Source organism: Kribbella sp. NPDC104218, assembly GCF_055584105.1.
The window spans coordinates 3,312,095-3,338,794 of the sequence record NZ_JBVJMQ010000001.1 but is presented as its reverse complement, the minus strand read 5'-3'; the positions used below and the strand labels follow the sequence as shown (position 1 = coordinate 3,338,794).

At 69.1% G+C, this 26,700-nt stretch carries 30 protein-coding genes; 10 read left to right on the top strand and 20 right to left on the bottom strand.

Features of this window, described 5'->3' with window-relative positions; genetic code table 11:
* Nucleotides 1-57: 57 nt before the first annotated feature.
* The 3 genes from galE to ACZ6ZD_RS15670 form a co-directional block, all read right to left on the bottom strand.
* A complete protein-coding gene (galE, locus tag ACZ6ZD_RS15680; protein WP_465672418.1) occupies nucleotides 58-1,014 on the bottom strand; it encodes a UDP-glucose 4-epimerase GalE in 957 nt (318 codons plus the stop codon).
* Between the two features lie 75 nt (nucleotides 1,015-1,089).
* Nucleotides 1,090-3,183 carry a spermine/spermidine synthase domain-containing protein gene (locus ACZ6ZD_RS15675; RefSeq protein ID WP_465672416.1) on the bottom strand — a complete coding sequence of 698 codons (2,094 nt, stop codon included), beginning with the start codon at nucleotides 3,181-3,183 and terminating at the stop codon, nucleotides 1,090-1,092.
* 94 nt (nucleotides 3,184-3,277) lie between these two features.
* On the bottom strand, nucleotides 3,278-4,138 hold the full coding sequence (locus ACZ6ZD_RS15670; protein WP_465672414.1) for a S1 family peptidase: 861 nt from the start codon (nucleotides 4,136-4,138) through the stop codon (nucleotides 3,278-3,280).
* A 249-nt stretch (nucleotides 4,139-4,387) separates the two neighbouring features.
* On the opposite strand from ACZ6ZD_RS15670, the gene ACZ6ZD_RS15665 reads away from it, so the two are divergent.
* Nucleotides 4,388-5,860, top strand: a complete 1,473-nt coding sequence (locus ACZ6ZD_RS15665) for an LCP family protein (RefSeq protein ID WP_465672412.1) — start codon at nucleotides 4,388-4,390, stop codon at nucleotides 5,858-5,860.
* 6 nt (nucleotides 5,861-5,866) lie between these two features.
* The gene (locus tag ACZ6ZD_RS15660) at nucleotides 5,867-6,871 is read left to right on the top strand and encodes a glycosyltransferase family 2 protein (protein WP_465672410.1); all 1,005 of its coding nucleotides are present in this window, start codon (nucleotides 5,867-5,869) and stop codon (nucleotides 6,869-6,871) included.
* On the opposite strand, the gene ACZ6ZD_RS15655 is transcribed toward ACZ6ZD_RS15660, so the two are convergent.
* From ACZ6ZD_RS15655 to ACZ6ZD_RS15640, 4 genes are read right to left on the bottom strand one after another with little or no spacing between them, the layout of a single operon-like run.
* Nucleotides 6,868-7,572, bottom strand: a complete 705-nt coding sequence (locus ACZ6ZD_RS15655; protein ID WP_465672408.1) for a tyrosine-protein phosphatase — start codon at nucleotides 7,570-7,572, stop codon at nucleotides 6,868-6,870. The genes ACZ6ZD_RS15660 and ACZ6ZD_RS15655 overlap by 4 nt on opposite strands.
* Nucleotides 7,573-7,603: 31 nt before the next feature.
* Nucleotides 7,604-8,239: a hypothetical protein gene (locus tag ACZ6ZD_RS15650; RefSeq protein WP_465672406.1), complete on the bottom strand. Its 636-nt coding sequence runs from the start codon at nucleotides 8,237-8,239 to the stop codon at nucleotides 7,604-7,606.
* Nucleotides 8,240-8,257: 18 nt separating this feature from the next.
* Nucleotides 8,258-8,581 carry an AzlD domain-containing protein gene (locus ACZ6ZD_RS15645; RefSeq protein ID WP_465672404.1) on the bottom strand — a complete coding sequence of 108 codons (324 nt, stop codon included), beginning with the start codon at nucleotides 8,579-8,581 and terminating at the stop codon, nucleotides 8,258-8,260.
* Entirely contained in the window at nucleotides 8,578-9,261 is a 684-nt protein-coding gene (locus ACZ6ZD_RS15640; protein ID WP_465672402.1) for an AzlC family ABC transporter permease, read from the bottom strand. The genes ACZ6ZD_RS15645 and ACZ6ZD_RS15640 overlap by 4 nt, the downstream gene beginning before the upstream one ends.
* A 69-nt stretch (nucleotides 9,262-9,330) precedes the next feature.
* Between ACZ6ZD_RS15640 and ACZ6ZD_RS15635 the strand changes: the two genes are divergently transcribed.
* Nucleotides 9,331-9,885, top strand: coding sequence for a helix-turn-helix domain-containing protein (locus ACZ6ZD_RS15635; protein WP_465672400.1), 555 nt, complete (start codon nucleotides 9,331-9,333; stop codon nucleotides 9,883-9,885).
* A gap of 154 nt (nucleotides 9,886-10,039) precedes the next feature.
* Here ACZ6ZD_RS15635 and ACZ6ZD_RS15630 read toward each other — a convergent pair whose 3' ends face one another.
* Nucleotides 10,040-10,870, bottom strand: a complete 831-nt coding sequence (locus tag ACZ6ZD_RS15630) for an SAM-dependent methyltransferase (protein WP_465672398.1) — start codon at nucleotides 10,868-10,870, stop codon at nucleotides 10,040-10,042.
* Nucleotides 10,871-11,022: 152 nt separating this feature from the next.
* Here ACZ6ZD_RS15630 and ACZ6ZD_RS15625 point away from each other — a divergent pair, with 152 nt between their 5' ends.
* A complete protein-coding gene (locus ACZ6ZD_RS15625) occupies nucleotides 11,023-11,892 on the top strand; it encodes a helix-turn-helix domain-containing protein (RefSeq protein ID WP_465672396.1) in 870 nt (289 codons plus the stop codon).
* Between the two features lie 10 nt (nucleotides 11,893-11,902).
* On the opposite strand, the gene ACZ6ZD_RS15620 is transcribed toward ACZ6ZD_RS15625, so the two are convergent.
* A complete protein-coding gene (locus ACZ6ZD_RS15620) occupies nucleotides 11,903-12,385 on the bottom strand; it encodes a winged helix-turn-helix transcriptional regulator (RefSeq protein WP_465672394.1) in 483 nt (160 codons plus the stop codon).
* A gap of 284 nt (nucleotides 12,386-12,669) precedes the next feature.
* Here ACZ6ZD_RS15620 and ACZ6ZD_RS15615 point away from each other — a divergent pair, with 284 nt between their 5' ends.
* On the top strand, nucleotides 12,670-13,044 hold the full coding sequence (locus ACZ6ZD_RS15615) for a GNAT family N-acetyltransferase (protein ID WP_465672704.1): 375 nt from the start codon (nucleotides 12,670-12,672) through the stop codon (nucleotides 13,042-13,044).
* Here the strand turns inward: ACZ6ZD_RS15615 and ACZ6ZD_RS15610 are convergent.
* On the bottom strand, nucleotides 12,959-13,549 hold the full coding sequence (locus ACZ6ZD_RS15610) for a TetR/AcrR family transcriptional regulator (RefSeq protein WP_465672392.1): 591 nt from the start codon (nucleotides 13,547-13,549) through the stop codon (nucleotides 12,959-12,961). The two genes, ACZ6ZD_RS15615 and ACZ6ZD_RS15610, sit on opposite strands and share 86 nt — an antisense overlap.
* A gap of 54 nt (nucleotides 13,550-13,603) precedes the next feature.
* On the opposite strand from ACZ6ZD_RS15610, the gene ACZ6ZD_RS15605 reads away from it, so the two are divergent.
* Complete coding sequence (locus ACZ6ZD_RS15605) at nucleotides 13,604-14,578, top strand: alpha/beta fold hydrolase (protein ID WP_465672390.1); 975 nt, start codon at nucleotides 13,604-13,606, stop codon at nucleotides 14,576-14,578.
* Here ACZ6ZD_RS15605 and ACZ6ZD_RS15600 read toward each other — a convergent pair.
* The 6 genes from ACZ6ZD_RS15600 to ACZ6ZD_RS15575 are packed head-to-tail and all read right to left on the bottom strand — an operon-like array spanning nucleotide 14,559 to nucleotide 20,247.
* Nucleotides 14,559-15,704 (bottom strand): epoxide hydrolase family protein, encoded by a 1,146-nt coding sequence (locus tag ACZ6ZD_RS15600; RefSeq protein WP_465672388.1) that lies wholly within the window; start codon nucleotides 15,702-15,704, stop codon nucleotides 14,559-14,561. The two genes, ACZ6ZD_RS15605 and ACZ6ZD_RS15600, sit on opposite strands and share 20 nt — an antisense overlap.
* Before the next feature lie 47 nt (nucleotides 15,705-15,751).
* Nucleotides 15,752-15,946 (bottom strand): ferredoxin, encoded by a 195-nt coding sequence (locus ACZ6ZD_RS15595; protein ID WP_465672386.1) that lies wholly within the window; start codon nucleotides 15,944-15,946, stop codon nucleotides 15,752-15,754.
* A 26-nt stretch (nucleotides 15,947-15,972) separates the two neighbouring features.
* Complete coding sequence (locus ACZ6ZD_RS15590) at nucleotides 15,973-17,184, bottom strand: cytochrome P450 (RefSeq protein ID WP_465672384.1); 1,212 nt, start codon at nucleotides 17,182-17,184, stop codon at nucleotides 15,973-15,975.
* A 29-nt stretch (nucleotides 17,185-17,213) separates the two neighbouring features.
* Complete coding sequence (locus ACZ6ZD_RS15585) at nucleotides 17,214-18,377, bottom strand: NAD(P)/FAD-dependent oxidoreductase (RefSeq protein WP_465672382.1); 1,164 nt, start codon at nucleotides 18,375-18,377, stop codon at nucleotides 17,214-17,216.
* Nucleotides 18,374-19,018 carry a TetR/AcrR family transcriptional regulator gene (locus tag ACZ6ZD_RS15580; RefSeq protein WP_465672380.1) on the bottom strand — a complete coding sequence of 215 codons (645 nt, stop codon included), beginning with the start codon at nucleotides 19,016-19,018 and terminating at the stop codon, nucleotides 18,374-18,376. The genes ACZ6ZD_RS15585 and ACZ6ZD_RS15580 overlap by 4 nt, the downstream gene beginning before the upstream one ends.
* Nucleotides 19,019-19,020: 2 nt before the next feature.
* Complete coding sequence (locus ACZ6ZD_RS15575) at nucleotides 19,021-20,247, bottom strand: cytochrome P450 (protein ID WP_465672378.1); 1,227 nt, start codon at nucleotides 20,245-20,247, stop codon at nucleotides 19,021-19,023.
* Nucleotides 20,248-20,372: 125 nt separating this feature from the next.
* Between ACZ6ZD_RS15575 and ACZ6ZD_RS15570 the strand changes: the two genes are divergently transcribed.
* Nucleotides 20,373-21,809 (top strand): MFS transporter, encoded by a 1,437-nt coding sequence (locus ACZ6ZD_RS15570; protein ID WP_465672376.1) that lies wholly within the window; start codon nucleotides 20,373-20,375, stop codon nucleotides 21,807-21,809.
* 15 nt (nucleotides 21,810-21,824) lie between these two features.
* Nucleotides 21,825-22,748: an aldo/keto reductase gene (locus ACZ6ZD_RS15565; RefSeq protein ID WP_465672374.1), complete on the top strand. Its 924-nt coding sequence runs from the start codon at nucleotides 21,825-21,827 to the stop codon at nucleotides 22,746-22,748.
* Here ACZ6ZD_RS15565 and ACZ6ZD_RS15560 read toward each other — a convergent pair.
* Nucleotides 22,745-23,314: a dienelactone hydrolase family protein gene (locus tag ACZ6ZD_RS15560; protein WP_465672372.1), complete on the bottom strand. Its 570-nt coding sequence runs from the start codon at nucleotides 23,312-23,314 to the stop codon at nucleotides 22,745-22,747. The two genes, ACZ6ZD_RS15565 and ACZ6ZD_RS15560, sit on opposite strands and share 4 nt — an antisense overlap.
* Nucleotides 23,315-23,371: 57 nt before the next feature.
* Between ACZ6ZD_RS15560 and ACZ6ZD_RS15555 the strand changes: the two genes are divergently transcribed.
* Nucleotides 23,372-23,947 carry an ArsR/SmtB family transcription factor gene (locus ACZ6ZD_RS15555; RefSeq protein WP_465672370.1) on the top strand — a complete coding sequence of 192 codons (576 nt, stop codon included), beginning with the start codon at nucleotides 23,372-23,374 and terminating at the stop codon, nucleotides 23,945-23,947.
* A 260-nt stretch (nucleotides 23,948-24,207) separates the two neighbouring features.
* Entirely contained in the window at nucleotides 24,208-24,450 is a 243-nt protein-coding gene (locus ACZ6ZD_RS15550) for a GGDEF domain-containing protein (protein ID WP_465672368.1), read from the top strand.
* On the opposite strand, the gene ACZ6ZD_RS15545 is transcribed toward ACZ6ZD_RS15550, so the two are convergent.
* Genes ACZ6ZD_RS15545 through ACZ6ZD_RS15535 form a run of 3 tightly spaced genes read right to left on the bottom strand, consistent with a single transcriptional unit; the run spans nucleotide 24,440 to nucleotide 26,689 of the window.
* Nucleotides 24,440-25,504, bottom strand: coding sequence for a hypothetical protein (locus tag ACZ6ZD_RS15545; protein WP_465672366.1), 1,065 nt, complete (start codon nucleotides 25,502-25,504; stop codon nucleotides 24,440-24,442). The genes ACZ6ZD_RS15550 and ACZ6ZD_RS15545 overlap by 11 nt on opposite strands.
* 60 nt (nucleotides 25,505-25,564) lie before the next feature.
* Nucleotides 25,565-26,191 (bottom strand): hypothetical protein, encoded by a 627-nt coding sequence (locus ACZ6ZD_RS15540; RefSeq protein ID WP_465672364.1) that lies wholly within the window; start codon nucleotides 26,189-26,191, stop codon nucleotides 25,565-25,567.
* An 18-nt stretch (nucleotides 26,192-26,209) separates the two neighbouring features.
* A complete protein-coding gene (locus tag ACZ6ZD_RS15535; RefSeq protein ID WP_465672362.1) occupies nucleotides 26,210-26,689 on the bottom strand; it encodes a MarR family winged helix-turn-helix transcriptional regulator in 480 nt (159 codons plus the stop codon).
* Nucleotides 26,690-26,700: the final 11 nt, after the last annotated feature.

Here is a 26,700-nt window from a genome sequence, read left to right as displayed (position 1 = left end):
GGCCGGCAGCTTGCCGTGTGAGCGGGGAAGCGCGGTCGGCGCGTCGATTGTGGAGCGTTAGCGGTTCGCGGGCCAGGCGGCCCAGGCGGAGGCGAACATCTCGTCGACGGTGTGGGTGTTCTGCCAGCCCAGGTCGCGAGTGGCCAGGTCGCCGTTGGCGACGACGCGGGAGGGGTCGCCGGGGCGGCGGGGGGTCTCGCCGGGCGTGAAGTCGATGCCGGTGACGCGGCGGGCGGCGTCCATGATCTGCCGGACGGACGTGCCGGTGCCGCTGCCGAGGTTGTAGACCGGCGCGAGTTTTGTGCCGCCGTCGAGGGCGCGGGCCGCGGCGACGTGTGCGCGGGCGAGGTCGGCGACGTGCACGTAGTCCTTGACCGACGTCCCGTCCGGGGTCGGGTGGTCGGTGCCGTAGATCTGCGGCGTCTTGCCCTGGCTGAGCAGGTTGCAGACGATCGGGAACAGGTTGTACGGACTGGCGTCGTACACCTCGGGGTCACCCGAGCCGACCACGTTGAAGTACCGCAACGACGTGTGGTGCAGCTCGGTCGCCGCGGCCTGGTCGCGCAGCAGCCACTCCCCGATCAGCTTCGTCTCCCCGTACGGCGACTCCGGCGCCGGCGTGGTCTCCTCCGTCACCACCTCGTCCGTCGGCGTCCCGTAGACACCGGCACTCGACGAGAACACCAGATTCCGCACGCCCTCCGCGTCCATCGCCGCCAGCAACGAAACCATCGCCGACACGTTCTGCGTATAGGTGTGCAACGGCTTCTCCACCGACACCCCGGCGTACTTGTACCCCGCCAGGTGCACCACCCCACTCACCCCCGCCAGCGCCCCCCGCACGGCGTCCCCATCCAGCAGATTCGCCTGCACGAACGGCACCCCGCCCGGCACGAACTCCGCCTTCCCACTCGACAGATCATCGACCACCACCACATCGATGCCATCAGCAAGAAACGCCCGCACCACATGCGCCCCGATATACCCAGCCCCACCACTAACCAGCCATGTCATACCCAAATCCTCGCACCCCACCACCCCAAACCCCCCAGAACGGGCCGAACCCGTACCAGGGGGTCTGGGGGTCGATCAGCCGACCGCGGCTCGCACCTTGGGGGTGAGGAGGAAGGCGCCGATGTAGAGGAGGGCGGCGATGATGAGGAGGCCGTCGAAGCCGATCAGCAGGGCGCCGTATTCGAGGCAGCCGCCGAGCATGGCGCCGAGGAGGTTGGCGCCGAAGGAGGCGGTGCCGTCGGCGGTGTCGGTGAAGCGTTTGGCGAAGATGACGTTGGCGGCGAAGATCGGGGTGAAGGCGATCAGGACGGCGACGACGGCGCGGAGGCCGACGGGCATCGAGAGCAGCCAGTTGTCGGGGAAGATCCAGGACAGCAGCAGGCCGCCGAACAGGATCGCGTACATCACCTTCATTGGTGGGGTCTTGAAGCGTCTGGTGACTTCGACGGCGGCCAGGACGGCGACCAGGACGCCGGCGAAGACGATCGCGTTCACGACCCACGTCGTCCCGAAGAGCAGGGCGAAACCGGTGATGCTCTTGGTCTCCAGCAACATGAAGCCGGCGCCGAGCAGGAACAGGTCGGCGTACGGGCGCATCCGCTTGTACGACGAGCCGCCGCCGCCGATGCCGACGCCGATCACGCCCGCGACGAGGATCAGGCCGATCGTGATCAGGTAGAGCGACGGGATCCGGTCGGTGAACAGGTAGAGGAACGGCCGGTTGTCGGTGGCCGGCGGCGGGGTGGTGGACGTCGTCCCGGCCCAGGCGGCGCCGCAGTTCTGGTCGGCCTCGGTCAGGCCGACGGTGACGACGGCCTGCTGCAGGTCGTCGCCGACCTTGTCCACACAGGGTTTGTGGCCGAAGGCCTGCTCGGCGGTCGAGGCGAGCCGGTCGATCAGCCAGGTCTCGCGGTAGTAGTTGTACATCGCGAACGCGCCACCCGGGGCCAGGTGGTCGCGCGCGGACTCGAACGCCTGCTGCGTGAATAGGTAGCTCTCCAGCCGCAGCGAGCTCGCGCCGTTCACCAGCGTCAGCGAGTCCGGCAGGGCGAGCAGGATCAGGTCGTACTTCTTGTCGGACCGGGACAGGAACGCGCGCCCGTCGTCGATATGCGACGAGACCCGCGGGTCCTGGTACGGCTTGTCCGGGTGCAGCGCCTTGCCGATATCGCGGATCCGCGGGTCGATCTCGACCGCGTCCACGTGCTCGGCGCCCTTCTTCAGCGCGATCGCGACATCCGAACCGGAGCCGGCGCCGATGATCAGCACGTTCTTCGGCGCCTTACCGGCGTTCGCCCGCTCGTACGGCAGGCCGTACTGCGGCTCCCACTGCAGCCGGAAGTCGGCCGGGATCGCCTGCTGATGCGGTACGCCGTTCACCGTGATCGTCAGCAGCGGCACCTCTTTGTGGACCTCGGACTTGGTCTGCACCTTGTAGTACGGCGACCAGCTGTTCTCCGACTTGGTCGACTCGTTCACCAGGACGCCGACCATCGCCAGCAACGGGACCAGCACCAGCGCCGCGGTCACCACCGTCGCGACCATCGACTGCACCGGTACGCCGGCGCCCCGCGACCGCGGAATCATCAACGCGGCGAAGACGATCGTGACGATCAGCCCCCACCAGACCGGCGGCGCGCCCAGGAACGACAGCACGGTGAAGCTGACGATGCCGAGCAGCGACCCGATCAGATCGAACCGGTACGCCGTCAGCCGCGGCAGCTCGGTGAAGCACCGACCGACCAGCTCGGCCGGACCGGCGAGGACGACGGCCGCCGCGATGAAGATGATCGGCAGGATCAGCCAGACCGGCGGCCCGGTCGTACTCAGACTGGTGAAGTACACGACATCGGACGACGAGCCGCGGTCGACGGTGACGGGTTTCCACGCGATCACCAGCACGAGCAGGCCGAGCATCACCGGCGAGTAGTACGGCAGGCGCTTGGCCTTACCGGCGCGCAGGATGCCGATACCGATGCCCAGGAACGACCCGAGCAGCACGAAGTTCGAGAAGTAACTGAGATGGACGACGTTCGATCCGGTCCAGCGGATCAGCGCGAGCTCGGTGAACAGCATCAGCGCACTGGCTGCCACGAGTCGGGTGCGGACCCCGAAGGGACTGGGCCAATTGCTCGTCGTCACCGGTGCGGTGGAGGAGTCGACTGCCATGCGGCGCGACGTTACCTCAATCACAGTGCTCTACGTCACTCACACTCCATGGGTCGGCCGCGCGCAATGACGGCCGACCCCGGAGAGTGACCAGCTACTTCGCGAGCTGGCACCCGGCCTTGTTGAGATCGATCGTCCGGGACGCCGTCAGACAGCTGTAGAACCAGAAGGTCTGCTGTCCGTACGCCGCACCCCGATCGACCGTGATGTTGCCGTTCGCGTCGACCTCACACGGGTTGTTCAGCGTGCAGCGGCCGCCGTCCTCGTTCCCGGTGTTGTTGACGCCGATCACCTCACCGGTGCTGGTGCTGACGATCGGGGAGCCCGACGTCCCGCCGATGGTCTCGCACCCCGGCTGGCGGTACTTGATCGAGTTCTTCATCACCCAGCCGGCCTCGCGCAGCTCGGGAATGGTGGCCTGGACCGAGCAGGTGTAGATCCGCTCCCAGTAGCCGGAGATGACGGCCATCCCGGCGCCGTTCGCGGGCGCGGACTTGGCCAGCGTCAGCGGGTTGACGCCCGGCAGCCGCGACTGGATCGCCGCGTACGTCTCGGTCAACCGATACAGCGCGACGTCGGTCTTGGTCATCGTCGCGTACAGCACGCGGTTCGCGCGAACGGTACCCGCACGGGTCGGTTGCGTCGCGGACTTGTACAGCCTGAAGGTCCGGCTGGACGCCTGGTTCACGATCACCCGGTTCGGCGCCGGCATCCCGCTCTCCAGGCAGTGACCGTTGGTGAGAATCAGCGCCGGGTCGGTGGGCTGCGACTCGGCGAAGCGGACCAGCGAACCCGAGCAGTTACTGAGACCGGCGATGCCGGTGTAGTCCGCGCCCGGGGCCTGGACGGCGGCCGGGGCGGTCGTGGACGCCGGCGCTGCCTGGGCGGTGCTCAGGCCGGTGAGCCCGACGGTGGCCACCGTGACGGCAGCCAGAAGGGGACGAAACAGTTTCATGGGGCGGTTCCTCACTGTTTGCGGTGTGCAGAACAGATAACCGATCGGTAGCGCACAGCACCATCACAACCGTGTGAAACCAGGCGACCACAGGGTGTATGCAGGGGTTTTCCTGCACTGAGTGGCCGCCCTGCTACGCTTCGTCTTCGGCTCGAACCATCGCGGCCTCCGGCACGTCGTACCTCCTGACGGTGGGAGCGACACGGTACGGTCGGCAGAGCCCGCCCGAGCCGAGAACGGAAGGACCTCATGCCGCAGGAGAAAGCAGACCTGCGCAACCTCAGCGAGCCGGTGCGGTTCAAGCGGGCCCTGGCGCTGGTGTTGATGACCCTGGTGCTGCCCGGGTCCGCGCAGATCGTGGCGGGTAGTAAACGTGCCGGGCGATACGCCTGGCGAATCGTCGCCGGATTGCTGGCGATCGTGATCTTCCTGGTGCTGCTGGGCCTGATCTGGCGCTCCGGCACCATCAACCTTCTGGCCCGGCCGGGCACGCTGCGCGTCGTCCAGATCCTGCTGATCCTGCTGGCGATCGGGTGGGCCGCGTTGTTCGTCGACGCCTACCGGCTCGGCCAGCCGCTGACGCTGGAGCGCAACCACCGGCTGACCACCAGCATCCTGGACGCCGTCCTGGTGTTCGTCGTGGCCGGCGCGCTGATCTGGGCCAGCTCGTTCGTGAACACCCAGCGTGACTTCGTCGCCAGCGTCTTCGGCAACGGCCAGAAGTCCAAGGCCGAGCACGGCCGCTACAACGTGCTGCTGATGGGCGGCGACTCCGGCGCGGACCGGATCGGCACCCGGCCGGACAGCATGACGGTGGCCAGTATCGACGCCGACACCGGCCGGACGGTCCTGATCGGCCTGCCGCGGAACCTGGCCCGGGTCCCGTTCCCGGCCGGAACCGCGATGAACAAGGAGTTCCCGGACGGCTTCCGGTGGAACAAGTGCGCGGCCGAGTGCCTGCTGAACGCCGTCTACACGTACGCCGTCAATCACAAGGACCTCTTCCCCGGCGACCCGAACCCGGGTGAGACCGCGACCAAGCAGGCCGTCGAGGCGACCACCGGGCTGAAGATCAACTACTACGTGCTGATCGACCTGGCCGGGTTCCGCGACCTGCTGAACGCCGTCGGCGGGATCACCCTGGACATCGGCAAACGGGTCCCGATCGGCGGCGGCAGCTCGCCGATCAAGGGTTACATCGAGGCCGGGAAGAACCAGCACCTGGACGGTTATCACGCGCTGTGGTTCGCCCGGTCGCGCGCCGAGTCCTCGGACTACGAGCGGATGACTCGGCAGAAGTGCGTGATGTCTGCGATGCTGAACCAGCTGTCCCCGCAGACGGTGCTGACCAAGTTCCAGGGCATCGCGGCGGCCAGTAAACAAGTGGTCAAGACCAGCATTCCGGCCGGTGAGCTCGGTACCTTCACCGACCTCGCGCTGGACGCGAAGAAGCTGCCGGTGTCAAGCTTCTCCGCGGTCCCGCCGTTGATCCACACCGGCAAGCCGGACTTCGAGCTGATCCGCTCCAAGGTGGCCGACGCGATCCGGAAATCGGAAGCGCTGGACAAGGCCGCCGAGGAGGGGGACGGTAAGAAGTCCGAGGCACCGCAGAGCACCGCCACCACCAAGAAACCGAGTACGTCGACCTCGAAGAAGCCGACGGGCTCACCGACCAAACCCGCCAACGACGTCGACGACGTCGCTTCGATCTGTAAGGCCTGACCTGATATGCCGTTGTCCCACTGGCCGCCCGTGTCCGTCGTGATGCCCGTGCTGAACGAGGAGCGCCACCTCGAGGAGGCGGTCGGCCGCGTTCTCGAGCAGAACTACCCCGGTGAGCTCGAAGTCGTGCTGGCCATCGGGCCGAGCAAGGACCGCACCCACGAGATCGCCGGGAAGCTCGCCGACCGCGACCCGCGGATCAGCATCGTGGACAACCCGACCGGGAAGACGCCGGCCGCGCTGAACGTCGGGATCGCGCACGCGCGGCACGACATCCTGGTCCGGGTGGACGGCCACGGCGCGCTCACCGACGGGTACATCACCCGCGCGGTCGAGGTCCTGGACGAGAGCGGCGCGGACAACGTCGGCGGCGTGATGGCCGCCGAGGGCCGGACGCCGACCGAAATGGCGGTCGCGTGCGCGTACCGGTCCCGGCTCGGGCTGGGCGCGTCGACGTTCCACCAGGGCGGTAAGGCCGGACCGGCCGACACGGTCTACCTCGGCGTCTTCCGGCGGGCGGCGCTGGAGCGGGTCGGCGGGTTCGACGAGACCATGCACCGCGCCCAGGACTGGGAGCTGAACTACCGGATCCGCAAGACCGGCGGCCTGATCTGGTTCAGCCCGGACCTGTCGGTGACGTACCGGCCGCGCTCCTCGCTGTCGGCGGTCGCCAAGCAGTTCTTCCACACCGGGCAGTGGCGGCGTGAGGTCGTCCGCCGGCACCCGGAGACCGCGAACAAGCGCTACCTGGCGCCGCCGCTGGCCGTGATCGCGATCGCGCTCGGCACGCTGCTCGGCATCGTCGGGCTGATCACCGGGATCACCTGGCTCGACCTGGGCTTCCTGGCGCCGGTCGGGTACGGCGTCCTGATCCTGTTCGGCTCGGTCTTCGAAGGCCGCTACCTGCCGTGGAAGGCGCTGGCCCGGATGCCGATGATCGTGATGACCATGCACATGTCGTGGGGGCTCGGCTTCCTCGTCGGTCTGCGCGAGCAGCCCCGCACGGTCTAGGGCTCGATCAGGCGGTCTCGCAGCCGATCCAGGTCGGCGTCGGTGAGACCGCCGTGGCGCAGGTAGGCCGCGGCGCCGCCGTACACGTCGTCCACGTGCCGCAGGATCGCGACGATCGACTCGGCGCGGGTGTCGCGGAACTCGATCATCTCCGGATGTTTGGCGGTGTCGGGCTCCGCGGCCAGCTGCTCCTCCAGCCAGGGCTGGAGCCGGCTCTGCGTCAGGAAGTAGTCGGCGACGATCTCGTCGTCCGGTACGCCGGCCACCCGCAACGCCAGCGCGACCACCATCCCCGTCCGGTCCTTGCCGCCGTGGCAGTGCACGACGACCGCGCCGTCCTCCTCGTCCGCCACCGCCTTGACCGCCGCGGCGAACAGCTCCGGACGCCGATCCAGCATCCACGTGCACGCGGCGATGATCGTCGGCTGCCCGTGTTGCGGATCCGCCGGATCCGCGACCCGCTGTCGCACGGCCAGCGCCGTCCCGGTGAACGGCGTCGGCGCCAACTCGACTTCCCCGTCACTGCGCAGATCCAGAATCCGCCCGACGCCCGCCTTGCCCAGCGCCTCGACCCCCGCGGCGGTCAAGTACTGCAAACTCTCCGAGCGAATGAGCACGCCGGGCCGAATCCGCCGTCCGTCTCCGGTCGGCAAACCACCCACATCGCGTACGTTCCGGCACCCGGGCCAGTCGAGATCCATTCCCCCATCCAAACAGACCCGAGCGGACCGATCAGCGGTCCTGCGGGCGGTCCGGGTTCGAGCCGGGGACGTACGGCGGGGGCGCGGGGAAGGTCTGGTTGACCGGCGGGGCCGGGCTGCCAGGGGGCGGCGCGTAGCCCGGCACGCGACCGACAGGCGCGCGACGGCTTCTGATCATGCCGATGGTGAACAGGATCGCGCCGATGGCCCCGAACACCAGGAACGAGCCGATCGCCCCGAAGATCGACAGGACGAACGACGTCACGGTGCTCCGCGGGCCGATGCCGTACTCCGCGCCGTCCACCTCGTCCGTGCACTCGACGGCGTAGTCGCCCGCGGGGACCGGCTCGGCCGACCGGGCGACGACGTACCAGCTGTCGCCGTTGACGGTGATCTGCTCCGTGCCGCGCGGGTCGACCAGCGGGATGTCGTTGCCCTGGGCGTCTTTGACGCCGCACGGCTCACCCTCGACCGGGATCGAGGCCCAGATCGTCAGGCCTTTCTCGCTCAGCGTCACGGTGCCCTGCGCGGGCTGCGGCGTGGCGGGCGCGGACGCGACGATCCGCACGACGAAGAACGCCGTGAGCGCCAGGCCTGCCAACCAGCAGGCGATACCGATCCAGACCAGTCGTCGACGCGGCGCAGCAGGGGCGGAGTAGCTGCTCATGGCGCCACCGTAGCCGGATTACTCAACCCCGAGTAGACGCAGTCCAGCAGCTGTTGCGGCGGCCGCGACCACCACGACGATGAACGGCGCCTTGCGCCAGGCGAGGACGCCGCCGACCAGAACGCCGGCCGGTCGGGCGACCCCGGCCGGGCCGTGGCCCTCGGTCAGTGCGGCGGTCGCGACCACCGCGGCGAGCAGGACGACGGCCGCCGCGGCGAGCATGCGCTGGACGCGCTCCGACAGCTCGAACCGGCTGCTGATCGCCGGGCCCGCGATCCGGAGCGTAAAGGTGCCGATAGCAAGGATCCCGATCGCGGCGAGGAGCAGCGGGGTGTTGGTCATCGGGTCGCCTCCACGAGTTTCGGACTGCGGTAGAACGCCAGCCCCAGCAGGGCGCACAGCACCGGGACGCCGGCCGGCAGGACCGGCGTCGTCGCGAGTGCGATCACCACTCCGACGAGTACCGCCGTCCGGGTGGACTTGTCGCGGAGGGCGGGCAGGACGAGGGCGAGCAGGACGGCGGGGAAGGCCGCGTCGAGGCCGAAGGCGTCGGTGTCGGTGATCACCGAGCCGGCCGCGGCGCCGATCAGGACGCCGAGGTTCCAGCAGACGAAGATGCCGATCCCGCAGGCCCAGTAGGCCGCGCGCCGCCGGCGCGGGTCGTCCTGGCCGATCGCGAACGCGACGTTCTCGTCGGTCATCACGTGGCTGCCCAGCCAGCGGCGCCAGCCGGTCCCGACGGCGTCGCTGACCGCCAGGCCGAACGCGACGTGCCGGGTGTTCACGAGCAGGCCGGCGATCGTCGCGGCGATCGGGCTGCCGCCGGCCGCCACGATCCCGACGAACAGGAACTGCGACGCGCCGGCGAAGACCACGACCGACAACACCACCGGCACCCACCAGGCCAGCCCGCTGCCGACGCTGATCGCGCCGTACGAGACCGCGACCACGCCGTCCGCAAGACAGACCAGGGCGATGTCGCGGGCGAGCCGCCGGTCGAGTGTTCGCCAGATCGAACGCATGGCCATTATGATGAACACGTCAGCTTTCGTTCGTCAAGCCGAACGCCTAGACCGATGGAGCGAACACCGATGGATACCAAGGCGCCACTGGACGTGATCGCCGCCTCGCTACGCCGGCACCGCGCCCGCGCCGGTCTCTCGCTCAGCGAGGCGGCCAAACGCGCGGGGGTCGCGAAGTCGACGCTCTCCCAGCTCGAGTCCGGCACCGGTAACCCCAGCGTCGAGACCCTGTGGGCCCTCGCCGTCGCCCTCGACACGCCCTTCGCCGCGCTCCTCGACCCGCCCCGCCCGCAGGTCCAGCTCATCCGCGCCGGCGAGGGCCCGGTCATCTACTCCGAGAACCCCGAGTACAGCGCTACCCTGGTCGCCTCCTCCCCGCCCTACGCCCGCCGCGACATCTACCGCATCGCCGTCAACCCAGGCCCCGGCCGCCGCTCGGACCCCCACATGCCCGGCGTCGTCGAACACGTCCTCCTCGGCACCGGCCGAGCCCTCGTAGGCCCCGCCGACAACCCCGTAGAACTCCACCCCGGCGACTACCTCGCCTACCCCGGCGACCTCCCCCACATCTTCCAAGCCCTAACCCCCAACACCCTCGCCACCCTAATCTCCGAACACCCCTGACCCACCCCCCACGCCCACGAGCTTGCGGCAACCCCCATCTCGGCGCCCCGACCACTCACCCCAGACAAACGACCAGCACCGCCCGGGCAACCCGAGGACGGCGAACGGCAAGCGCCCGGAACCTGGTGGTTCCGGGCGCTTCGGGGTTGGGGTTCTAGATTTTGCGGCCGACGGCGCCGACGATGCACTCTTCGACCTGGTTGAGCGGTTTGATGCGGGGGCCGTCCGGCCACCAGTCGTCGCAGAGGACGAGGCCGGGGTTGACGAGCTCCTGGCCGGGGAAGAACTCCATCAGCTCCGCGCGGGTGCGGAATCGGCCACTGCCCATCGGGCTGTGGATGAACTTGTCTTCCATCTTCTGGGCGACCGCCGTGTGCTCCGGCGTCTCCGGGTCGAAGAAGTGCGAGATCACCGTGTACGACCCGGGCACCACCGCGTCGACGTACTCCTGCATGATCTGCGCGCCCTCGGAACCGATGTAGTGGTGCAGCGTGCCGGCCTGCATCACGGCGATCGGCTGGGTGAAGTCGAGGAAGTCCTGCTCCTTGACCACCTTCAGGACCGCTTCGGGCTCGAAGATGTCGGCCGCGATGAAGAGCGTGTTCTCGTTCTCCTCGAGCAGCGCGCGGCCGTGCGCGAGCACCACCGGGTCGTTGTCGATGTAGAGCACCTTGGCATCGGGCTGGATCCGCTGCACGACCTGGTGGGTGTTCTCGGCGGTCGGCAACCCGGATCCGCAGTCGAGGTACTGCGTGATCCCCGCCTGGCCCGCGAGGAACCGGCAGGCGCGGATCAGGAAGTTCCGGTTCGACCAGGCCAGGTCCTGGGCCTGCGGCGCGGCCGCCTGAACGCCGCGGAGTACCTCGCGGTCGACCTCGAAGTTGTCCTTGCCGCCCAAGAAGGCGTCGTACACCCGGGCGATACTGGCCCTGGTGGTATCCACCCCGACCGGAACCGAACTGGGAGCCTTGCTGGTGTCTGGCATGTGCTGAACCTCGTGAATGTCGGGAAGTCTGTGAGGAGACTCTACTGACAGTAAGGCTCCCTGAACACGTCGTGTACGCGGGTCGGGGGTAGACGCGGTTACATTCGGTTGTGAAATGATCGCTGCGCTAGTGCAGACCGGGAGGGACAGGCGTGACGGAAGCGGCGTACGGCGGGCCGACCGCCCTGCGCATCATGCTGGGCGCCCACCTGCGCCGGCTCCGCGAGGAGGCCGGGATCAGCCGGACGGACGCCGGCTGGGCGATCCGCGGCTCGGAGTCCAAGATCAGCCGGCTCGAGCTCGGCCGGGTCGGCTTCAAGGTCCGCGACGTCGAGGATCTGCTCACGCTCTACAAACTCGAGGACGACGTCGAGCGCGACCGGCTGCTGACGCTGGCCCGCGAGGCCAACAACCCCGGCTGGTGGCAGCGCTACGACGACCTCACGCCGAGCTGGTTCAACTCCTACATCGGCCTCGAGATGGCTGCGGACCTGATCCGCACCTTCGAGCTCCAGTTCGTCCCCGGCCTGCTCCAGACGCCGGACTACGCCCGCGCCGTGGTCGCGCTCGGCCGGCTGGACGAGCCGCTCCCGCGCGCCGAGCAGGATCGCCTGATCACCTTGCGGATGCGCCGCCAGGATGTGCTGACGCGGCAGCGGCCGGCGCGGCTGTGGGCCGTCATCGACGAGGCCGTGCTGCACCGCCCGATCGGCAGCAAGACGATCCTGCGCAACCAGCTCGAGTACCTGATCGAGGCGTCCCGGCGGCACAACGTGACGCTGCAGGTCATCCCGTTCGGCACCGGCGGTTACACCGCGACCGGCGGCTCGTTCACGCTGCTGCGATTCAACGCCACCGACCTGCCCGACATCGTCTACATCGAGCACCTGACCAGCGCCGTCTACCTGGACAAACGCGAGGACCTCGACACGTACGTCGTCACGATGGACGCCCTGTCCATCGCCGCCGCCCAGCCGCGCGACACCGAGCGCCTCATCCGCGCCGCGATCGACAAGCTCTGAGCGACAAGCTCTAAGCAGCCGGCTCCCGGCGGACGGCGCCCGGCCCCGGCCGGATCGCCACCTCGCGCGGAGCCGGCTCGTGCCCGGCCTCGCACTGCAGCACCACCTGCACCTGACCGCCGCACTCACGATGCCGCGCCTCGATCGGCGGGCCGGCGTCGACGGCGACGTACTGATCACCCCACTGCATCAGCGCGACGAGCACCGGGTACAGCGCCAGCCCCGCCTCGGTGAGCCGATACTCCGACCGCTCCCGCTGCCCGGGCACCCGATACGGATGCCGGCGGATGACGCCGCGCTCGATCAGCCCGGCCAGCCGATCCGTCAGCACCTGCCGCGGGATCCCGGCCCGAGCCCGGATGTCCTCGAACTTGCGGACGCCGACGAACAGCTCCCGCAAGACGTGGAACGTCCACTTGTCGCCGAGGATCTCCATCGTCCGCGAGATCGTGCAGTTCTCGGTCGACCAGCTCATCGCCTCCGGTTCCGCCATACCCATCACGATAAGTCTCCTTGACAGACTCAGCAAACCCCAGCCAAGCTGAATCCGTGAATCAGACTCAGGTAGCTGCCCCTGCCGTCACCATCCGCCCCGCCGCCGAGTCCGACGTCCAGCTCCTCTCCCAGCTCCTCACCGGCCTCTCCGACGCCAGCCGCCACCACCGCTTCCAGACCGCCATCGGCGCCCCGCCCCGCCGCACCCTGCTCAACCACCTCCTGCACCCCAACGGCGCCGCCTGGCTGGCGACCCGAGCCGCCCGTCCCGCAGCCCACGCCATGTGGGCCTGGGCAACCCCCGCGTCCCTTCCCACGCAGGCAGCGCCGAGCGCCGGCGCCTCCTCTGCGCAGCCGGGCCAGATTCGGATTGCTGAGCTGGCGGCGGTGGTTGCTGACGAAGAGCAGGGGCGGGGGTTAGGCGTGCGAATGTTGGCGACCGCCGCGGCGGATGCGGTCGCTGCGGGGGCTACGCATTTTCTGTTGGTGGTTGGCGCTTCCAATGAGCGGAGTCTGCAAATGGTGCGGCGGCGCTGGCCGGAGGCGGTGGTTGAGCGGGATGGGAGCCTGCTCAGTTTCGTGGTGCCAGCCAGGCAAGCTGCAGAGCCTCGATCAGCAGCTCGGCCGCGGGAGCTGTGTCGTACGACGGGTCGCTGAGCGACTCCTGGACGATCGCGTCGATACCGCCGCCGATAACGAGGGCCGCCGTCCGAAGATCCACCTCCGCGACGAGGCCGTGAGCCGCGCGGGCGGCGCGCAGGAGCTCGGCGAGCGGGGACCAGCGAGCGACGCGCTGCTCGAGGAGCTGCTCCGGGGGGACGACGTTCGTCATCGCCTCGATGATCATCCGGGTGTGCCGCGGATGCTCGCGCAGGTGGCCGATCATCGAGCGGACGTACGCCGCGGGCGCGTCGGCGGGCCCGGCCGCGTCGACCGCCGTCCCTACCGTGGTGACGAGGGCGGACAGGACCTGCGCGTGCGCCGCCTCGACCAGCGCGTTCTTCGAGGCGAAGTGGTAGATGACCGCGGCCTTGGTGATCCCCGCGGCGGCGGCGATCCGCGCCAGCGAGGTGGCCGGGTAGCCGTGCTCGGCCACCTGTTCGATCGTGACGTCGATCAGCTGGGCCCGCCGGGCCTGCTCGGTGAAGGTCCGTTCGCGCATGACCTCCAACTTACCGTATGGTTAAAGCACTTACCACTTGGTTAGGGAGTCGTCATGACGAAGAAACCCCGGCGCCGCCGCCGCCTGCTGATCGCCTTGGGCGTGGTCGCCGCGATCGTCGTCGGGTTCGCTCTGGTGCTGCGTTCGCCGTCCCCTGTCGGGCACTGGAACAGCGCCGCCGGCTACCAGGACTACGTCGCGAAGTACGACCTCGCGATGCGGGACCTGCCGAAACCCGCCGCGACCCTCGACATCCGGACGGACTACGGCCTGGTCCGCGCGTACCGGTTCACCGGCGCCCAACCGAAGGCGCGCCCGCTGGTCCTGCTCCCCGGCACGTCGTCCGGGACGCCGGTCTGGGCGGACAACCTGCCGTCGCTGCTGGAGCGCGGCGACGTCTACGCGATCGACCTGCTCGGTGAGCCCGGGATGAGCATCCAGAACCGGCCGATCACGACGTCCGAGGAGAAGGCGGCCTGGATCGACCAGACCCTGGCCGCGCTGCCCGGCGACAAGTTCCACGTCCTCGGCCTGTCGATCGGCGGCTGGACCGCGATGAACCTCGCCGTCCACCGGCCGGCCCATGTCGCGACCGTCACCACGCTCGACGGAGTGAGCATCTTCGACTCGATCCCGGTCGAGACCGCCATCCGCTCGCTGCCGGCCGCGGTGAAGTGGCTGCCGCGGTCGTGGCGGGACAGCTTCAACTCCTACACCGCCGGCGGCGCCCCGGTCGAGCAGGTCCCGGTCGCGGAGATGATCGAGTCCGGCATGAAGAACTACACGATGCACCAGCCGCAACCGCAGCGCATCACCGAGGACCAGCTCAAGGCCCTGAAGGTCCCGGCCCTCGCGATCATCGCCGGTAAATCCGTCATGCACGACCCGGCCAAGGCCCGCGCCACCGCCGATCGCGCCCTGCCGGCCAAGACGGTGAAGTTCTATCCGGAGGCCTCGCACGCCATCAACGGCGAGTACCCGAAGGAGATCGCCGCCGATATCACCGCCTTCACCGCCGCCCACCCCTGATCGACAGGCCGAACGGTCGGAAGAATTGGCGGATATCGGCGACCAGTAGGTCGGGCGCCTCCAGGGCGGCGAAGTGGCCACCGCGGGTGAACTCCGACCAGTGGGTGATCCGGTGCTGGCGGTCGAGCACCCGGCGGATCGCCGGGTCGGTCGGGAAGACAGCGACCCCGGTGGGCACGGCCGATTTTGGGTACGCCGGTTCGGCGCGGCCTTCGTAGTACAGGTTGGCGGACGTCGCGCTCGTGTTGGTGAACCAGTAGATACTCGCGTCGACCAACAGGTGCTCGACGTCGACCGCATCCTCGGGCAACGGCCGCGCCGGATCGGTCCACTCCCAGAACTTCTCCGCGATCCAGGCCAACTGCCCGACCGGTGAGTCGCTGAGCCCGAACGACACCGTCTGCGGCCGGGTGCCCTGGAGTTCGGCGTACCCGGTCCCGACCGCGCGCAACCGCTCGGCCGCCGCGAGCCTGGCCCGCTCGACCTCGGTCAGCTGCGGCAGATCAGCGGCGAGTACGTCGGGGAACGCGAGGCCGCCATTGATGTGGACGCCGACCACGTGCTCCGGATCGACGACTCCGAGCAAGGGCGACACGACCGATCCGGTGTCACCGCCCTGAGCGCCGTACCGCTCGTACCCCAAAGACGCCATCAGCGTGGCCCAAGCGCGAGCGATCCGCTGATGATCCCAACCCGATTCGAGCGGGACGGAGAAGCCATGGCCGGGTACGGAGGGCGCGACGACGTGGAACGCCTGGCGCGGATCGTCGCCGTACGCCGCCGGGTCGGTCAACGGCCCGAGCACCGGGAGGAACTCCGCGATCGAGCCGGGCCAGCCGTGCGTGAGGATCAACGGCAACGCGTCCGGCTCCGGCGATCGGACGTGCAGGAAGTGGATGGTCTGGTCGTCGATCCGGGTCGTGAACTGCGGGTACTCGTTCAGCCGCGCCTCCCATCGCCGCCAGTCGAACTCCAGCCACCGCTCGGCGAGCGACCGCAGGTAGTCGACCGGGACGCCGCGCGACCACCCGTCGCCAGGCAGCTGCCGCGGCCAGCGGGCTCGACGAATTCGGTCGTGCAGGTCGTCGAGCACGCTGTCCGGTATGGCGATCCTGAACTCGTCCATGGACCGAACCTACGTCGCCGGGCGGGGCGGCCCCGGCGATTCGGCCGCTAGTCCTCGACGACGATGGCGAGCGCCGGGCAGACCGCGGCGGCCTGGTGGACGTCGGCGTTGAGGTCCTCGGACGGGTTGTCGGTGAGCAGGACGACGATGCCGTCCTCGTCGCGCTGGTCGAAGACGGTCTCGGCCGCGGTGACGCATTGGCCGGAGGCGACGCACTTGTCCTGGTCGACGATGATCTTCATGGGATTCTCGATTCTGTTCGCGGGGGTTACCAGGTGACGGGGAGCGCGTAGACGCCGTACACGCCGCCGTCGTGTTTGAAGGGGATCTCGGTCAGTTCCGCCGCGCGCCGGAGCGTCGGAATCCGCCGGTAGAGGGAGCCGTAAACGACCTGCAGCTCGAGCCGCGCCAATGGTTGCCCAAGGCATTGATGGACGCCGAAGCCGAACGCGACGTGCCGCCGGGCGTCGCGGTCCAGGTCGAGGGTGTCCGGATCGGCGAAGACGGCCGGATCACGGTTGGCGATGTCGTTCGGGAAGATCACGCCGTCACCGGCCCGCAGGATCTCGCCGTCGAAGTCGATGTCCTCGAGGACGGCGCGACGGCGTCCGTTGTGGGTGATGTTGAGGTAGCGGAGCAGCTCCTCGACGGCGCCGGCGACCACGGCCGGGTCGTCGGACTGCTGGAGTTTGGCCAGCTGGTCGGGGTGTTCGAGCAGCGCGAGGGTGCCGAGGGCAATCATGTTCGCGGTCGTCTCGTGCCCGGCGATCAGCAGCAGGACGCCGATGCCGGCGGCGTCCCGGCGGGTCAGCTCACCGGCCGTGACCCGCTCGGCCAGCCCGGAGAGCAGATCGTCGCCGGGGTGCTCCAGTTTGTCGCCCATCAGCTCGTTCAGGTAGCCGCCGATGTTGCCGCGGGCCTTGGTCCGCTCCTCGATCGAGGCGCTCGTCCGGAGCAGGACGCTGCTGTTGCGCTGGAAGAACTCGTGGTCCTCGTACGGGACGCCGAGCAGTTCGCAGATCACCAGCGACGGGATCGGCAGCGCGAACTTCTCGACCAGGTCGACCGGTTTCGGCCCGGCCAGCAGGTCGTCGATCAGCCCGTCCACGATCTGCTGGATCCGCGGCCGCATCGCCGCGACGCGTTTGATCATGAACGGCGCGGTGACCATCCGGCGCAGCCGCGCGTGCTCGGGGTCGTCGAGAACGATGAAGCCGATCCCGGCGTTCTCGTCGGGCTGGAGCGGCTCCTTCGTGGTGCCCGGGAAGCCGGGCCGGTAGACGTCGGAGCTGAGCCGCGGGTCCGCGAGCAGGCGGCGCTGGTCGGCGTACCGGGTGACCAGCCAGGCCGGTCGGCCGAACACCTCGACCTTGACCAGCGGCGCTTCGTCCTGCAGGTCCTTCAGCTGCGGCGGCGGATCGAACGGGCAGCCCTGCGCGCGGGTCATCGGATACGCCGGAGCATGATCGGTCGTTGTCATCGAATCCCTTCCCCAGTGAGGTTTCCGGATTACGCCGGCAGCAGGTGTTTCCTGTGCAGGCGGGTCTGTTTGGGCATGTTCCACCCGAGGACGGCGACGATCCGCCCGTCGCGCCGGTAATGCGCGACGAACCGCCGCTCGTCGATCGAGCCCTCCGCGACACTCACCTCGGCGTCCGCGGTCGGTATCCCGTGCACCTGGATCTTGGTCGCGAACTGATCCGTCCAGAAGTACGGAATCGGCTCGTACCTGGTCGGCTGCCCCGCGATATTCGCCGCCACCACCGCAGCCTGCTCGGACGCATTAGTCCGATTCTCCAACCGCAGCAGCCGATTCAGCCCGCCATGCCACCACCGAGCCACATCCCCCGCGGCCCAGATCCCCTCCCCCGCCCGGCACCACTCATCACAAACCACCCCATCCCCCACCTCCACCCCACTCCCTTGTAACCACTCAGTCGCCGGCACCGCCCCCAAAGCCACCACCACAACCTCAGCCGCCAGATGCCCACCCCCAACCAGCTGAACCCCAGTCACCCGCCCATCCACCGAAGTCAGCCCACTAACCGCACACCCCAACCGCAACTCCACCCCCGCCGCACCATGCACCTCCCCCAACAACCCCGAAACCACCTCCCCCAACTGCCCCCACAACACCCCTCGCTGCGGCCCCACCAACACCACCTCACACCCCAACCCCCGAGCCGCAGCCGCAACCTCAGCCCCCAAAACCCCATCCCCCACCACCACAACCCGAGCCGCACCACCCATCACCTGTCGGTCCAGGAGGTCTTGGCGGAGGGCGGTGGCGTCGGGGAGGGTGCGGAGGACGTGGACGCCGGTGAGGGTGTGTTGGTTGGGGAGGGTGCGGGCGTGGAGGCCGGTGGTGATGACGATGTGGTCGGCGGTGAGGGAGCGGCCGGAGGCGGTGTGGACGGTGCGGTGGGTGGCGTCGAGGCTGATGGCGGGGTCGCCGAGGAGGAAGGTGGCGTTGAGGTTGGCGAGGTGGGCTTCGGGGCGGAGGGTGGGGTGGGTGGTGGCGCCGGTGAGGTAGTGCTTGGACAGGGGTGGGCGGTCGTAGGGGAGGTGGGGTTCGGCGCCGAGGAGGGTGATGGGGTGCGGGTAGTTGTGGCGGCGGAGGGCTTCGAGGGTGGCGAGGCCGGCCGCGGAGGCGCCGACGATGAGGGTGCTCATGGAGTGCTGACGGGGGCGGACCAGATGGCGACGATGCCGTCGATCAGGCCGGTGGCCATGTCGTGCCAGGTGGCGCGGGCGGTGAGGTCGCCGGCGGCGAGGGCGCGTTCGAAGTCGGCGTTCATCTGGACGATCAGGATGCGCGCCATCGCGCCGCGCTCCATCCGGACGGCGGGCGGCTGCTCACCCATCGACTCCGACAGCGCGTCGATCACGCGCAACATCGTCGGCGAGCCGAGCATCTCCTCGAACATCACGTCCCGCAACGCCGGATCGGTCGCGAGCTGCGCGGTGAAGCGCGCCATCCAGCTCGGGACGCCGAGTGTCGCCAGGTAATCCGTCGTCGGCCGAACCAGCACCTCGACCCACGCGCGCAGATCGGCGTCCGGCGACAGCGCCGCGACCAGCTCCTGCCGGCGCTCCTCTACCGCACCCGAGTGCCGGCGCAGGATCGCCCGGATCAGGTCGGTCTTCGTCCCGAAGTGGTAGCCGACCGCGGTGTTGTTGCCCTGCCCGGCCGCCTCGCTGATCTGCCGGTTCGACACCTCATGGATCCCGCGCTCGGCGAACATCCGCTCCGCCGTCACGAGGATCAACTCACGCGTCGCCTGCACCCGATCGGTCCGCACCGTCTTCGCCATCATCACCAAACCACCGGAACCTTCTGCAACCCACCGACCAGCAGCCCTTCCACCGGTCGCAACTCCGCCGACCCTACGGCGAGCGCGAGGCCCGGCAGCCGGCGTACCAGCACCTCCAGCACGACCTGCAGCTCCGTCCGCGCCAACGACTGACCGACACAGGACTTCGGCCCGACGCCGAAGGTGATGTGCACGTTCGGACTCCGAGTCAGGTCGAGCGACTCCGCATCCGCGAACACGCTGTCGTCCCGGTTCGCGGCCGCCATGCTGCAGACCGCCGTCGTCCCGGCCGGCAGGACGCCGCTCGGCACCTCGACGTCCTCGGTCAGATACCGCGTCAACCCGAAGCCGGGGTTGGCGTCGTACCGCAGGATCTCCTCGACCGCCGTCCGGATCAGCCCCGGATCGGCGACCAGCTGTTCCCAGGCCGATCGGTCCGCCAGCAGCATCGCCATCATCTTGCCGATCATGTTGGTCGTCGTCTCGTGCCCGGCGATCAACAATCCCTTGCCGGTGACAACCAATGCCTCGGTGCTCAGCTTCGCGCCGGCGGCATCCGCCCCGGTGATCAGGTCACTGAGCAGATCGTCACCCGGCGCCAGCCGCTTGGCCTCCACATGCCCGGCCATGTACGCCGTCAGCTCGGCCTGCGCCGCGTCGATCTCCGCCTGCTGGTACCGGCTCAGGCTGAGGAAGGTGTCCGACCAGTACGCGAACCGATCCCGATCCGAGTCCGGGACGCCGAGCAGGTCGCAGATCACCCAGACAGGTAGCGGATACCCCAGCCCGGCCTTCAGATCGGCCGGCGACCCGGCAGCCACCATCTCGTCCACCAGCTGCTCGGCCATCGCCTCGATCCGCGGCCGCATCGCGGCCATCCGCTTGGCGGTGAACCACTTCGTCAGCATCCGCCGCCAACGCTGATGCCCCTCCCCGGACTGCGGGATCGGCGACGGCTCGGCCCGCCGGTCGAAGATCGTGCTCGACCCCTCGGCCGCGATACGGACGCCACCCTCCTCCTCGGCGATCCGGCCGAAGCGCGGATCCGCGAGCACCTGCCGGACGTCGCCGTATCGGGTCAGCAACGTCGCCTGATCACCGCTGGGCAGCCGGACATGGGCGACCGGGCACTGCTGCCGCAGCTCGGCCCACTCGGACGGCGGCTCGATCGCGTCGATCGGGGGCATCGGGTAGTCCAGCGCACGCTCGCTCGGCTCACTCTGGGTCACGAGACATCACCTCCGCGTTGATCTTCCTCCCACCTTGCCTCGCGATCTTGTTTAAGTCAACCGCCTGACTTAATCTATGGTTGCAGAAACCAACTATTTGGTGATCCTTCTCCCGGAGGCGTTCGATGTCCGCTGTTCCCGCCGAACCCGCAGTGCGCGCCGGCGCCGTCGTCCCGGTGCTCGCCTCGGCCGGCATCACGGTCGCGCTCATGCAGACCCTGGTGATTCCCCTGATCCCCGAGTTGCCGCGACTGCTGCACGCCGCCGCCGGCGACACCGCCTGGGTGATCACGGCGACCCTGCTCGCCGCCGCGGTCGCGACCCCGATCATGGGCCGCCTCGGCGACATGTACGGCAAGCGCCGGATGCTGCTGATCAGCATCGGACTGATGGTCGCGGGCTCGGTGGTCGCGGCGCTCAGCAGCTCACTGCTGCCGATGATCGCGGGCCGCGCCCTGCAGGGCATGGCCTCCGGAGTGATCCCGCTCGGGATCAGCATCATGCGCGACGAGCTGCCCAGCGAGCGGCTCGGCACTGCGACCGCACAGATGAGCGCCTCCCTCGGCGTCGGCGGCGCGCTCGGCCTCCCGGCGTCCGCGCTGCTCGCCGAGTACGCCAGCTGGCACACGCTCTTCTGGGTCTCGGCCGCACTCGGCCTGGTCGTCTTCGGCCTGGTCCTGCGCTTCGTCCCCGAGTCATCGGTTCGCTCCGGCGGCCGCTTCGACGTCCTCGGCGGGATCGGCCTCTCGGTCGGTCTGATTTCGTTGCTGTTGGCAATCTCCCAGGGCGCCAAGTGGGGCTGGACGAGCGGGCGGACGCTCGGCCTGTTCGCCCTGGCCGTGGTGGCGGTGCTGGCCTGGGGTTGGTGGGAACGGCGTACGCCGGAGCCGCTCGTCGACCTCCGGACGACGGCCCGCCCGCAGGTTCTGCTGACGAACGCCGCGTCACTCGTCTTCGGGTTCGCCATGTTCGCGATGTCGCTGGTCCTGCCGCAGCTGCTGCAGATGCCGAAGGCAACGGGTTTCGGACTCGGGCAGTCGATGCTCGGCGCGGGTCTGGTGATGGGCCCGTCGGGTCTGATCATGCTCGTCACCGCACCGCTGTCGGCCAAACTCTCGAAGGCCCGCGGCCCCAAGGTGACGCTGATGCTGGGCGCAGTAGTCGTTGCCGCAGGCTACGGCTTCGGCATCGCGCTGATGGGCTCGGTCTGGGAGCTGGTCCTCGTGTCCCTGCTGATCGGCGCCGGGATCGGTCTCGCGTACGGCGCGATGCCCGCGCTGATCATGGCCGCCGTACCGGTCTCGGAGACCGCGGCCGCGAACAGCTTCAACACCCTGATGCGCTCGATCGGTACGTCGGTCTCCAGCGCGGTCGCCGGCACCGTCCTCGCCCAACTGACAATCAACCTCGGCGGCTACGCACTGCCCTCGCAGAACGGATTCCGCGTCGTCCTGGCCATCGGCGCGGGCGCCGCACTGCTCGCACTCGCCGTCGCCGCCTGCATTCCGACCCGCCGGACGCCGGCCGAGGCCCCGGCGGCCGTGGTCGAGGCGACGGCGTGAGCTAGCGTCGGTCGTATGACGACGGTCGAGTTGGGCAGCAGTGGGACGACGGCATCGCGGGTAGTACTCGGGCTGATGCGGATCAAGGAGAAGACGGACGCCGAGATCCGCACTCTGGTCGGGACGGCGCGCGAGGCCGGCGTGACGATGTTCGACCACGCGGACATCTACGGCGGTCCGCACGGTTGCGAGCAGCGGTACGGCGACGCCGCGCCGGTCCCGGCCGCGGAGCGCGACCAGATCCTGCTGCAGTCGAAGGTCGGGATCCGGTCCGGCTTCTTCGACTCCTCCCGCGAGCACATCCTGTCCAGCGTCGACCTGTCACTGGCCGCGCTCCGGACGGAGTACCTCGACGTCCTGCTGATCCACCGCCCGGACACTCTCGTCGAGCCGGACGAGGTCGCGGCGGCGTTCGATGAGCTGCACAACAAGGGCAAGGTCCGCGCGTTCGGCGTCTCGAACCACACGCCCGGCCAGATCGAGCTGCTGAAGAAGTCGGTCCGGCAGCCGCTGGTCGCGAACCAGCTGCAGTTCAGCATCACCAACGCCGCCCTGGTCGCGCAGGGCCTAGCCGCGAACATCATGGGCCTGGAGCAGTCGGCCGACCGCGACCTCGGCATCCTCGACTACAGCCGGCTGAACGACATGACGATCCAGACCTGGGGTTCGGTGCAGAGCCCGGCGTCCGGCGTCTTCATCGGCGATCGGACCAACTACCCCGCGCTGAACGACGCGCTCGACGAGATCGCCAACGCACACGGCACCACCCCGGACGCGATCGCCATCGCCTGGCTCGCCCGGCACCCCGCGCAGATGCAGATCGTCGTCGGCACCACCACCCCGAGCCGGGTCCAGGACGCCGCCGCCGGCGCGGCGATCCGGCTCAGCCGCGAGGAGTGGTACCGCCTCTACACGGCCGCCGGAAACACCTTGCCCTAAAGGCGATCGAGGAAGGCCAGCGCGCGGGAGATGAGCAGCTTCGCGGCCGCTTCATCGTACGACGGGATCGAGGCGTCCGCGAAGATGTGCTCCTTACCCGGGTAGAGGAAGAGCTCGACGTCGTCGGTCGCGGCGATCAGCTGTTGCGCGCTCTCGGCGTCCTCGAGGTAGAACTCGTCCTCCGCCTTGGCGTGGATCTGCGCGGGCACGCCCTGCGGCCAGCTCGCGCTGAACTCGGTGTACGGCAGGACGGAGTCGAAGAACAGCCCGCCGCGGGCGCCGGGCCGCGTCTGGGTGAGCTGCTGGGCCGGCATCACGCCGAGCGAGAATCCGGCGTACACGACCTCGCTCGGGTAGTCCTCGGCCGCTTTCAGCCCGCGCTCGAGGAGCGCGCCGAAGCCGGTCGCCTTGGCGTACTCGAGCCCTTCTTCGAGCGTGGCGTAGGTGTTGCCCTCGTACTGGTCGGGGGTATGGACGGCGTGCCCGGCCTGCCGGAGCTGCTCGGCGAACGCCAGGACGCCGTCCGTCAGGCCCTGGGCGTGGTGAAACAGCACGATCTCGGTCACGATGCGCTCCAATGATCCAAATATCTCGAACAATCGGCGATGTTAGTATGTTCGACTGTGACAGGCAACAGTCCGGTGCCCGACTACGAGCTCGCCGAGACCCTCGAACTGACCACCGCCGAGCAGGTCCGGGCGATCAGCGACCCGCTCCGGACGACGATCCTCGGCCTGCTGCACGAGCGCGCCGCGACCGTCACCGAGCTGGCCACCGCGGTCAAACGCCCCAAGAGCACCGTCGCCCACCACGTCAAGGTGCTCACCGACGCCGGCGTCCTGCGCGTCGTCCGGACCCGCAAGGTCCGCGCGATCGAGGAGCGCTTCTACGGCCGCGCCGCCCGGATGTTCTTCGTCGGCCTCGGCCGCCAGGCCAACGGCGTCCCCCTCCCACCTGACTTCAACGACTTCGAAGTCGCCGCCGACGAGTCCCGCACCGCCTACGACGCCGGCCAGCTCCGCTCCTTCATCCGCCACGCCCGCATCCCCGAAGACCAAGCCGCCGCTTTCTGGCAAGCCGTCGACACCCTCATCCACACCTTCGACCAACTCCCCCGCTCCGGCGAAACCACCTACGGCTTCACCGTCGGCCTCTACCCCATCCTCAACTACCCCACCCTCCCCCCACCCACCCCGTGACCACTTCCTGCCACCACCCCCCGAACCCCGCCGAAATCCCTTATTACTAGGAGCCGACGTCGGGGAGGCGCACGATGGAGCGACCATCGCTGCTCGAAGCAGCCATCGCCCTCGCCCGTTCCTGGCTCTCCCCCTCCGGCCCGATCCAAGAAGAACCTCCACCCACCGACGACGACGAACCGACCGACGGGTAGTAGTCCACCCCAAGCCGAACCGCCAAGCGCAAGCGCGGCCCGGGCAGCCCACCTCTACCCGTTCGTGTGCCGCGGACGTCGGTTGTGGATGCGGCGGTGATTGCGGAGCGGATCCGTTGTCGGGTGGAGGCGCTTGCCGTCGAGGTGGACAGCCCCGACGGCAAGGCCTCGCTGACCGGTCTGACCTGCTCGGTCGGGACGGCCGGCTATCCGAGTCATGGCGACACGCTGGACGCCGTCCTACTGGCCGCTGATACCGCGGCCTACCGAGCGAAGAGCAGTGGACGGAACCGCGTCGTTATCGCGTGATCGCGGAGAGGCCCTTGTAGGGGGTGGTGAAGTTGTCTTGGGCGATGCCTACGGTGAGGAGTTGGTTGTTGGTGATGGTGGCGGCGGTGAGGACGCCGAGGGGGGTCTTGGGGGCGGGGGCCTTGACGAAGGCTTTGCCGTTGTAGGTGAGGACGTCGGGCTGATTGCGGGTGTAGTCGCCTTCGTCGGTGAAGTTCTCGCCGACGGCGACGGGGCGATTGTTGTGGAGGGCAACGTCGTGGAGCTGGGCCCAGCCGGCCGGGACGGGGACGTCGGTCCAGCGGGCGCCGTCGTAGTGCATGGCGAGGCGGCGTTCGCGGTTGGTGTGGTCGACGCCGACGAGCCAGATGTCCTTGGGGCCGGCGACGGCGAGGGCGGTCGGGATCTTGCTGCCGTTGGTGGGCAGGTCGGCGACCAGCTTCCAGGTCTTGCCGTCGAAGTGGGCGAGGCCGGCGTTCAGGCCGAGCCAGGCGTCGTTCGGGCCGACGACGGCGAGGGTGTTGCCGTTGATCGAGCCCTCCAGACCCTTCGTCAGCGACTGCCACTTACCACCGACGAAGCGGTACGCCGTCGCGTGCTCGCGGCCGGCGACGTCCGCCCAGCCGGAGATCCACGGGACGCCGTCCGGCCCGATCGCGACGCTGCTCAGCGAGCCGGTCGGCACGGCCGGCGGCGGGACGACCTTCCAGCGCGTCCCGTTCCACTGCAGAACAAGGGGTTTCGGCTGACCGGAGACGCTGTTGTCGTCACCGACCGCCCAGGCGTTCTTCGGACCTGCGACCGCGACCGCATGCAGCGACGCGTTGGTCTTCACCGGCTGCGCGACCGTCTTCCACTTGCCCGCCTCGAACCGGAGTACGAGCGCCTTCTGGTCCTCCACGCTCTCGCCGGTCGCCCCGACCGCCCAGGTCGCGCCGCCGCGACTGTCGACGTCGTCGATCATCGCCGACGCCGCGTTGATCGGAAGATCCTGCCACTGCAGGGCTGCCGGCGCGGCCTGTGCGGTCAGCGCGGACGCCGTGAGCAGCCCCACCGCCCCGGCCCCGAACGCCATCCGCCCGCTCCGACGCCTCACCAGTTGGACCACAAGTTCCTCCAAGTCGTTGGAATTACGTCAACGACTGGATGCTCGGACCGCGGTTTTTGTTCGCGACCAGGCGAAGAAATGCAGTACCGGACCCCACAGCGCGACCATCACCAGGAACGGCAGCAGATCGCCCAGCCCGAACTCACCGGACCACCACAGCTGAGCCGACGCGTACGGCGCGAAGAACGCGCGCACCGACTCCGGCAGCGCGAAGTACAGACCAAGCGGGACGACGATGGTCAGCACACCCGCGATCCACCCACGCCCGAGTAGGACGCCGAGACCGATACCGGTCGTCTGCGCGACCAGCTGCGTCACGAAGGCGCCGAGCACGATCACCGGCGCGTACTGCCATTGGTCGGCGGCCGTCGACGGAACGAGCACGGTGATCAGCAGCGCGGCCACCAATCCGATCGCGCCGAGCAACAGGGCCCAGCCGTACGCCTCGCGATAGGCCGGCTGCATCGCCGTCCGTCGATAGCGCGCACCGATCAGCGCGCCGATGAACGGCAACCCGATCGAGATGATGCTCAGCGCGGTGGTCGCCGCCAGCGCGAACGTCCGGTCCGCCTCCGGTGCGCCGAGCTGAGCGGCGGCGGCGCCCAGGACTCCGACGACGACGGAGACGATGGCAAGAACACGATCGGCCCGCATGGTGGCCTCCCCCAGGGGTCACTCCGGGGCGCGGTCCGCCTCGGACGCCCATTGTTCCAAGACGTCGGCGACCCGCGCCAACACTTCGCGCGCGGTGGAATACTCCGCCGGCCCGAACTCCGCGGCGAACCGGTCCTCGAGGTCGCGGAGGTGGGCGTAGCCGCTGCGCGCGATCTCCCGCCCGCGTGGGCTGTAGGTGACGATCTTGGCCCGCTTGTCCTCCGGATCGGGCGCCATCTCGAGGATGCCGAGCGCGACCATCTCGCGGATCACCTCGCCCATCGACTGCCGCGTCATCCCGGCCCGGGCCGCCATGTCGGCCGACCGGGAACCCTCCGACTGCAGCGTGCCGAAGACGCCGTTGTAGGCGTGTTTGGCCTCCGGATGACCGGCGCGGCGCATCGTCTCGACCATGTCGTTCTGGAGCGCCCGATTCGCCCGGTCGACCAGCGCGATGAACGGCTTGACCCCGATCCGGGGCAGCTCAGGGGTTGACACTCGTAAGGATT